The sequence below is a fragment of the Stygiolobus sp. CP850M genome, from assembly GCF_037389425.1.
In the GTDB taxonomy this organism is placed as follows: Archaea; Thermoproteota; Thermoprotei_A; order Sulfolobales; family Sulfolobaceae; genus Stygiolobus.
In genome coordinates, this window is record NZ_JBBHKR010000050.1 from 1 (window position 1) to 7599 (window position 7599).

The window sequence follows — 7599 nt, forward strand, 5'->3', positions numbered from 1 at the left end:
ACAAAGGAAAAGTCACCACATTTCTGTCCAATACTTATTGGTCAAGGAAAGCGGGTAAAGAAAACACTCATTCCTCCTCAAGATCCTATTCCTCACCACCGGTAATCTCATCTTCTGTCCTTGATATTGATGTTGCCGCTAATGTCGAGGATGACGTAATAGTCGTGGATCAAGTACAAGGTGTTCATACCAGTAATTTCGACACTGGAGAGTTTTCGGTAGTAGGTTCAGTAGCATGGTATGATGGTGTTGCTGTAAGGGAAGTTGTAATAACTGGGACACTAAAAGAAATGTTGAAAGGGATAATTGGAGGTATTGGAGTGAAGGATTTAAAAGGGAATGTCTATACACGTTCACTAAAAATATCTGGCATTAATATAGCGTGAGTTTTTTAAATGAATTCTAAGAGATAGAAAGTGATCAAATATGTTTAAAAAGATTCTCGTAGCGTATGATGGTTCAGACCACGCGATTAGAGCATTAGATGTAGCTATTGATCTGGCAAGTAAATATAATGCAAAATTAGACGTGGTTGAGGTCGTAGACACAGCTGCATTGTTGGGAATGGGAGTAGCCCCGATCCCTGGAGAAGTAATTCAACAAGTGTATAACAAGGCTAAAACTGATGTGGAGAACGCTAAGTCCAAAGCTCAGCAACGCGGTGTAAAAGAGGTCGATGCTGTAGTATTAGAAGGAGATCCAGCAACAGCGATCCTTGAATATGTAGCTAAGAACGGAAGTGATCTAATAGTTACGGGTAGTAGAGGATTGTCGACTTTCAAGAGGATAATATTGGGTAGTGTTTCAACAAAAATAGTTGAAGATGCTAAAGTACCGGTACTTGTAGTAAAGTAATGGAAAGAGCGATTTAATTTCTTATACTAAAAGGTCTTTTTACTTGTCATAATTCTTCTACTCTTAATACTTCCTCTACTTCGAAGATACCGCATTCAGTTACCAGTCTTCCCATAAAGTCAACGAATAGAGCCTTACATTGCCTTTCCCAATCTTTCCCCAGTAGTTTAACAGTCCTATTCTTAATTGACAAGTATTTGTTAATCCCTTCGATGACCTTATCGTCTTCAAGGAACAGATAGTAGTCGATTCTAGCTATCACGTCCTTAAGTAGTTCATCGTTATCCATCAACTTACCAGTTTCTAATTTCATAGACGTGGCCTTAACTCCTTGAGGAAAGGAATCCACGTTAGTATCTATCCCCGCTCCTATGAAGACTGTAGCTTTACTTCCTTCAACTATTCCTTCAACTAATATTCCTCCTACCTTACCGTTACGGGTTACTATGTCATTAGGCCACCTTATATAGGCATCAACGTACTTACCTACAACCTCTCTGATAGCCAAAGACACTGTGAGAGTTGTAAACGGTATCCTCTCTGGATTAAAACCCTTTATTACATAAGTGAACCACAGTCCCCCCTTTGGAGAATACCATTCCCTTTTATACCTACCTCTTGCCTTAGTCTGTTCCTCAGCGACTACTACGAATTTGTCTGCATTGATCATGGTATAAATTGCTTCACTTAGGTCTTGTGTTGAAGTTACGCTAGGGAACTTAAAGACTAACATATTTGTACACATCCTCTATTTTTTTCACAATTGAAAAAGCTGAGGCTTTCCTAGCTCTGTTCATAATTGCGAAACCTATTCCTTTTTCGGGAAAACCAACCATTATTCCTATGTCTACGTTCAGCTTATCTAATTCCCTAAAAGAGTCAAACAAATTCCTAGCTACCTCGTACAAGTTTTCATCACTACCTAGTACGAGAGTGGGATAACCCTTATATTTTTCAGCTAACTCCTTGCTCAGAAGTAGCCCTACCTTGTATTTCTGGCTAACCAGTTTAATTACTTGGTCAAGGATCTCTCTGTTCTCTACAATTATTAACTTGGTTGAAGGTGCATAATGTTTGTACTTCATGCCGGGCGCTAAGGCTATTTCAGCTTCTCTCTTACCCTCAGCAAATTCTGGGATTATTAAATCTGGGAAGAACTTTCTCAGTTCTTCAACTGTGAAGGGACCTGGTCTCAGAAGCACTGGTGGATTAACCGTGACGTTAATAATAGTTGATTCAACGCCGAAGAAAGTATGTCCACCATCTATTATTACGTCAACCCTCCCGTTCATGTCAGCTATGACGTCCTCAGCCTTTGTAGGGCTTGGTTTCGTGGCTAAATTCGCACTTGGAGCCGCAATAGGGACTCCGCTCTCCCTAATCAACTGTAGTGCTATAGGATGAGCCGGCATTCTAACTGCTACAGTATCTAAGTTAGCTGTTACCTCTTTAGGTACTTTCTCGGTCTTCTTCAGTATAAATGTTAAGGGCCCTGGCCAAACAGTTTGTGCTAACTCTAGTACTTTATCTGGGATTTCTGAGGCTACTTCGTATAGTTGTTCAATATCGGATATGTGAACTATTAGGGGATTATCTACCGGTCTATTCTTCGCTTGAAAGATCTTAAGGCAAGCATTGCCGTCGAATGCGTTCGCTCCTAAACCGTAGACTGTCTCTGTAGGGAATGCTACAGTACCTCCTTTCTTTATGACTTCAGCTGCTAGTCTAATTTTGTCGATCTCAGGATTTAAGGGATCAATTTTAAGGATCAAAGTCATACATTTTAAACTGCCATTGTGAATAAAAAAGTGGTGATGAGGAACCAACGAGGAGCGATTGATGGCTGGGGCGCTCTATGCTGACTTTCCTGAACGGTGATTGATGAGGTGATCTCGGATTGATGAAGACGGGCTTAAAAAGCCCTACAATGTTTAAATATCGAAGAAATTTTCATATAACAAAAATATTACTATATATACTTTTATGATAGGGGTATTAATTAAAGGTTTTAAGAGATGGTGAAAAATAGATTTTGATGTCAGATCAATTATTACTTACTGGAAATGTTCAGGAAGCTGCAAAGAAGGCTATTCAATGGTTAATAAACAGAAAGCCTATCAAAGAATTAAGAGATTGGGGATTAGCTTTCTCCTTGTGGCCACCACACTTGACTACTAGTTGTTGTGGAACCGAATTCGGTGCATTTGCGGCGGGAAGATTTGACTCAGAGAGATTTGGAGTTTTACCTTTCTCGTCAGCAAGGCAGACAAACTTATTAGTTATTGAGGGGACGTTGACTAGAAAAATGGCTAGGGCTGCTAAGATCGTTTATGATCAGATGCCCGAACCTAAGTTTGTAATTGCTATGGGGGCATGTTCGTTAGAAGGTGGAATATTCTGGAACTCTTATAATACGGTATTACCTTCAGAAATTGGAATTCCAGTGGATATTTACGCTCCGGGATGTCCAACAAGGCCAGAGGCCTTAGCTAGAGCTATAATTCAATTGCAAAAGAGAATTATGGGAGAGAAGACTAAAAATGGTGAAGATAAAATAAAACCTATGGAAAGTTACGAGACTAAGAAAGAGAAGAGTACTAAAAAAGAAGAGAAAGCCGTTATAAGTTGAACAAGCTAAACGCATAGTCAACGTCAGTTAGTTTTGCCTTAACTAGATGTTTGTGTTCTACCTTAAACTTAGCTGGGATGTGATCAATTTCGATTCCGTGAAAAGTTCTCAAATGACCCTTTATTTGATCAATTAAGTCAGTCTTATTTTTGGCTAGAACAGGAACGTCGTGCAAGATTAGAGCTTTTTCGGGGCTCCCTTCTTTCAGACCTATAAAAATTAAGGTCGTAGTCATAAACTCATTATATTTTTTAGCTTTCATAGTGAGGATTACTTGGTCAACGTCATATAGCGACGTTAATCCTCCGTCACCTTCCTTAACTTCTAAATCGTATTTATAACCGGTGATGATCTTCTTCCCCGTCCTTTCTGAGAGTATTATTAGTTCTCTTAACTTTACTTTCTCTCCATTATATGACGTGAAAACAGGTACTTCGTCAGCTAAATTTGGCAGAAATTTTGAAGTAATGGTAACGTATCTTGCTTCTGGTGATAATATTGAGGAAATTTCAATGTTTTGAAGTTTCATAAGATCACATCAAATTCCTACCTTTTCACTTTTTCATTTATACAGACTTTAATTGATTTAAAAATTAAATGAACAATATTTCACATTATTAATTACTGTACATTTATTCCTTAATTAATATCTTGTATTTAACGTTTATTCACACGTAGTGAACATTTATCTAATTAATAATTATGGATTACGTTGATTTTATGAATACTATTTAGAACAATTATTTATGATTATAAAACACCAAAATCTCAATATGAACAATAAAGTTGAAGAAGTGGTAGACATAACATCAAAATTAATTAAAATACCAACACTTAATCCCCCAGGAAATAGCCTAAAAGAAGGAGCCGAGTTTATCAAGGACTATCTTAGTCAGAAAGGGTTTTCCGCTTCAATTATAGAATTCGATAGAGGGTGGCCAGTAGTAATTTCTCAAAGCAAACCGAGGGATAAAAATCATGTCATGTTGAACGGACATTACGACGTAGTGCCGGTGGGAGATGAAAAAAGGTGGAAGAATAATCCTTTTTCAGGCTTAATATTAGAAAACTTAGTCTATGGTAGAGGGGCAACTGACATGAAAGGTGGTTTAGCCGTACTTATGAAGGTTTTCTCTGACTTGGCCGATAAACTGGAATACGATTTGGTTTTCACCGCTGTTCCCGATGAAGAGACAGGTGGGTTTCACGGGTCTATGAAATTGGCTGAGGTGTTTAAACCGTACTTAGTACTGATCAGTGAACCCTCGGGTTCAAATTCGATTTGCCTCGGTGAAAAAGGACTTCTTCAAGTTAAATTAGTCAGTGTGGGCAAATCTGCTCACGGAAGTTTACCCTCACTCGGTGAAAATGCTATTATGAAGCTTATTCGCTCATTAACGTCTCTACAGAAGATATCCGATTACAATATAGGCACTCCTAAAGAAGTTGTGGAACTGTTAAGAGCTAAGGCTGATATGAATACTGAGAAAGATTACCTCTCCATATCATTCAATCCTGGTGTCATTAGGGGTGGTGTTAAGGTGAATGTTGTTCCTGATTACGCTGAGACTGAAGTGGACATGAGGATTCCTCCGGGTATTACCGTAAATGATGCCATAGCTCTGGTAGAGGAACTAGCGGAAGGAGTTAAGGTTGAACCGTTTAATATCTCTGAGCCAAATTATACTTCACCAGATAATACTTATGTCAAACTTTTGGAAAACGTGATTATGAGGAGGTTAAACGTCAACCCTATTAAGTACATTATGACTGGGGCTACTGACGGGAGGTTTTTCAGATATAAAGGGGTTCCCACCATAATCTATGGCCCCGGTGAACTTAACCTAGCACACTCTTATGATGAATATGTAACATTTCAGGAGCTAGAAAAAACCTACGAAGTAATAAGTTCATTCCTTCTTGATATCTCAAATTACCAGCGAAGCTAGTTGCCCTATTAAATGCGTTACGATAGCAGCACCTATACCTAACCCCATCATTTCTAAGCCTTTTTTCTTGGGATTTACGTCGCTGAGTAGCCCTATCATAAATCCTACCAAGAAAATCGATATCCCGGCTATAACATAAGAGGTTATCAGTCCTAACATCCCACCGAGTCTTAGAAAATAGGGTATTATCGGTATTATTGCTCCAACGATATAAGAGAGTCCGGTTACTGCTGAGCTTTTCAGAGGACTTTCGTCAACCTTTGGTGCAATTATATCTTCAGCCACATCTACCAGTTGTGGAGAGATGTTTTGTGCTATTTTATCCTTAATTCCGAGTTCTGACAAGATCTGGGATAATTTTTTCGAGACTTCTCCTCTATCTACTAATTTCTGTATCTTTATTTTTTCCCTCTTATGCTCATTGATTTCTTTCTCGGATTTAGTAGATAGATAAGCTCCTATGCTCATGGAGAGTGTCCCCGAAATTCCTACAATGAGCCCAGATAATGCAACAACTAATGGGTTACTTACTGCTCCTGCTATCCCTGATGTAGCTGCCAATACCTCAATCAGACCATCACTAATCCCGTAAACGAAGTCGCTCACATCCTTGGCTTTTATTGTAGTTAACATTTCCTCGTGAACGGCTTCGTCGATGCTTATTTCTCTCATTTTTTCTCTCTCATTCTCGTCTAGTTCTTCGCTTTTCGCCAATTCGTTGTATTTCTCTATATCGTTTTCCTCGTTACTTTCCAATAGTTTGAGTGTGAGTTCCAGTCCTAGAACTTTTCTTATAATTCCGTAAAATTTTATCATTAACTTATCATTAATTCCTAGTTTTCCAATCCTAATTCCTCTTTTTTCGCTAATCTCCTTCCAGATTGAGGCATGTTTTTTCTCCATTTCTGCCATTCTGAAGAGAAAAGCTTTAGCTACTGGATCAGATTCTTTTTTGCCGAGCTCTAAGTAAACTTCTGAGTCAAATAATTCCTCTTTGTACTGCTTATTAAAGTCCATCAAGTAAATTAGAATTACTCTAAATTAAAAGTTTTTCTAATTTCTGTCAACTTAGAGATTAAGATACCTACATTTAGTTTTATCTTAATTAGTCTAATAAAATTGACAAAAATTAAACAATACTTGGATAAAATTAATAAATCTTATACGTTATATCTTTTATAAATGAGAAGGCTGATATTATCTTTATTTTTCCTAGCAATAGCAATTTTAGTAATTCCTACAAATGCGGAAGCTCCTTTCACTGCACAACCTTTATATCTAGCAGTCTATCCCCTTTATACTGTTATTAACGTTGTAAACACCACGTATGTCGGTGCTACGAGCTATTTCAACAACAACGTAACACATATAATAAATTTTGTCGCTCATAACTCTTCTATAAAAATCATAATAAGCAATGCCACTACCGGGGCTCAGATAGCGTGTTTACAAGCTATAATACCTTCTCAAATTTACAAGTATGTCTATTACAGTCCTCAGTTAGGTTCTGCAATATTTCTTGTAAATGTTAGTGATGCAAATAAGTTTTATCAGATACCCGTGGGAGATTTGCATTTGGGAATTTTACAATTAGAAACAGCTAACGCTACGTTTGTTAATAGTATTTATGTCATACCACTAGGGCAGTTATATACCTTGCAAGGAGGAATACTCGTTTATGTGAACACTACTTCAATATTTCAGCATTATCTGAACGGAACTCAAACGATATACCAAGATGTGAAAGAAAATTTAGAAGGATCATACGTCCTTATTTTTGTAAGCTAATTTTTTTAAAATTTTTCATTACTTTATGCTTTGTTGATCTCTTCAATTTATTTCATAAGCATGATATGATACACTGAGATTTTTTCAGTAATTAATATTTATTTCAACGTTATTCGCAAGCTTACACCCTAATACCCGGAGCTCTACCAACTAAAGAATTAGCCAAGTGGAGCATCCATGCATAAGCCCAGAACTTGAGCTTAGCCTCAACCACTTGTCCTAAAAAGCTCGTAGCCCTAACGGATTCCCCAAAAGTGCGCTTCACAGCTGAGAATAAGGATTCAATTCTCCACCTAACACCGTAACCCTTTTCCTCCCTCCAACGATTATAGCCCAATCTCTTGAACTCCCTTACGGTCTTTCTCCTAGTAGGATGGC

10 protein-coding genes are annotated in these 7599 nt (G+C 37.9%); 5 read left to right on the plus strand and 5 right to left on the minus strand.

All coding sequences use genetic code 11. From position 1 onward, the window contains the following. Together WIW89_RS04845 and WIW89_RS04850 are read left to right on the plus strand one after the other, a co-directional pair. On the plus strand, positions 1–386 hold a 386-nt coding region (locus WIW89_RS04845), incomplete at its 5' end, for a metallopeptidase TldD-related protein (protein WP_337719949.1). Between the two features lie 40 nt (positions 387–426). Continuing rightward, positions 427–855, plus strand: a complete 429-nt coding sequence (locus WIW89_RS04850) for a universal stress protein (RefSeq protein WP_337701607.1) — start codon at positions 427–429, stop codon at positions 853–855. Between the two features lie 46 nt (positions 856–901). Here the strand turns inward: WIW89_RS04850 and WIW89_RS04855 are convergent, their stop codons facing one another. After that, positions 902–1588 (minus strand): biotin--[acetyl-CoA-carboxylase] ligase, encoded by a 687-nt coding sequence (locus tag WIW89_RS04855; protein ID WP_337719950.1) that lies wholly within the window; start codon positions 1586–1588, stop codon positions 902–904. Further along, positions 1575–2633, minus strand: coding sequence for an L-threonylcarbamoyladenylate synthase (locus WIW89_RS04860; RefSeq protein WP_337719951.1), 1059 nt, complete (start codon positions 2631–2633; stop codon positions 1575–1577). The genes WIW89_RS04855 and WIW89_RS04860 overlap by 14 nt, the downstream gene beginning before the upstream one ends. A gap of 257 nt (positions 2634–2890) precedes the next feature. Between WIW89_RS04860 and WIW89_RS04865 the strand changes: the two genes are divergently transcribed. Next, the gene (locus WIW89_RS04865; RefSeq protein WP_443296293.1) at positions 2891–3484 is read left to right on the plus strand and encodes an NADH-quinone oxidoreductase subunit B; all 594 of its coding nucleotides are present in this window, start codon (positions 2891–2893) and stop codon (positions 3482–3484) included. On the opposite strand, the gene WIW89_RS04870 is transcribed toward WIW89_RS04865, so the two are convergent. After that, the gene (locus WIW89_RS04870) at positions 3474–4013 is read right to left on the minus strand and encodes a hypothetical protein (RefSeq protein ID WP_337719952.1); all 540 of its coding nucleotides are present in this window, start codon (positions 4011–4013) and stop codon (positions 3474–3476) included. The genes WIW89_RS04865 and WIW89_RS04870 overlap by 11 nt on opposite strands. 244 nt (positions 4014–4257) lie before the next feature. On the opposite strand from WIW89_RS04870, the gene WIW89_RS04875 reads away from it, so the two are divergent. Beyond that, positions 4258–5433 carry a M20 family metallopeptidase gene (locus WIW89_RS04875; protein ID WP_337719953.1) on the plus strand — a complete coding sequence of 392 codons (1176 nt, stop codon included), beginning with the start codon at positions 4258–4260 and terminating at the stop codon, positions 5431–5433. Here WIW89_RS04875 and WIW89_RS04880 read toward each other — a convergent pair. Further along, positions 5413–6450, minus strand: a complete 1038-nt coding sequence (locus WIW89_RS04880; protein ID WP_337719954.1) for a VIT1/CCC1 transporter family protein — start codon at positions 6448–6450, stop codon at positions 5413–5415. The two genes, WIW89_RS04875 and WIW89_RS04880, sit on opposite strands and share 21 nt — an antisense overlap. Before the next feature lie 165 nt (positions 6451–6615). Between WIW89_RS04880 and WIW89_RS04885 the strand changes: the two genes are divergently transcribed. Further along, the gene (locus WIW89_RS04885) at positions 6616–7221 is read left to right on the plus strand and encodes a hypothetical protein (protein ID WP_337710255.1); all 606 of its coding nucleotides are present in this window, start codon (positions 6616–6618) and stop codon (positions 7219–7221) included. A gap of 121 nt (positions 7222–7342) precedes the next feature. On the opposite strand, the gene WIW89_RS04890 is transcribed toward WIW89_RS04885, so the two are convergent. After that, positions 7343–7599, minus strand: a 257-nt coding sequence (locus WIW89_RS04890; protein WP_337719955.1) for a transposase, incomplete at its 5' end; no start/stop codon positions are given.

Coding starts and splice junctions, on each gene's coding strand:
- WIW89_RS04850 (WP_337701607.1), top strand. CDS start 427: ATGTTTAAAAAGATTCTCGTAGCGTATGATGGTTCAGACCACGCGATT.
- WIW89_RS04855 (WP_337719950.1), bottom strand. CDS start 1,588: ATGTTAGTCTTTAAGTTCCCTAGCGTAACTTCAACACAAGACCTAAGT.
- WIW89_RS04860 (WP_337719951.1), bottom strand. CDS start 2,633: ATGACTTTGATCCTTAAAATTGATCCCTTAAATCCTGAGATCGACAAA.
- WIW89_RS04865 (WP_443296293.1), top strand. CDS start 2,891: ATGTCAGATCAATTATTACTTACTGGAAATGTTCAGGAAGCTGCAAAG.
- WIW89_RS04870 (WP_337719952.1), bottom strand. CDS start 4,013: ATGAAACTTCAAAACATTGAAATTTCCTCAATATTATCACCAGAAGCA.
- WIW89_RS04875 (WP_337719953.1), top strand. CDS start 4,258: ATGAACAATAAAGTTGAAGAAGTGGTAGACATAACATCAAAATTAATT.
- WIW89_RS04880 (WP_337719954.1), bottom strand. CDS start 6,450: ATGGACTTTAATAAGCAGTACAAAGAGGAATTATTTGACTCAGAAGTT.
- WIW89_RS04885 (WP_337710255.1), top strand. CDS start 6,616: ATGAGAAGGCTGATATTATCTTTATTTTTCCTAGCAATAGCAATTTTA.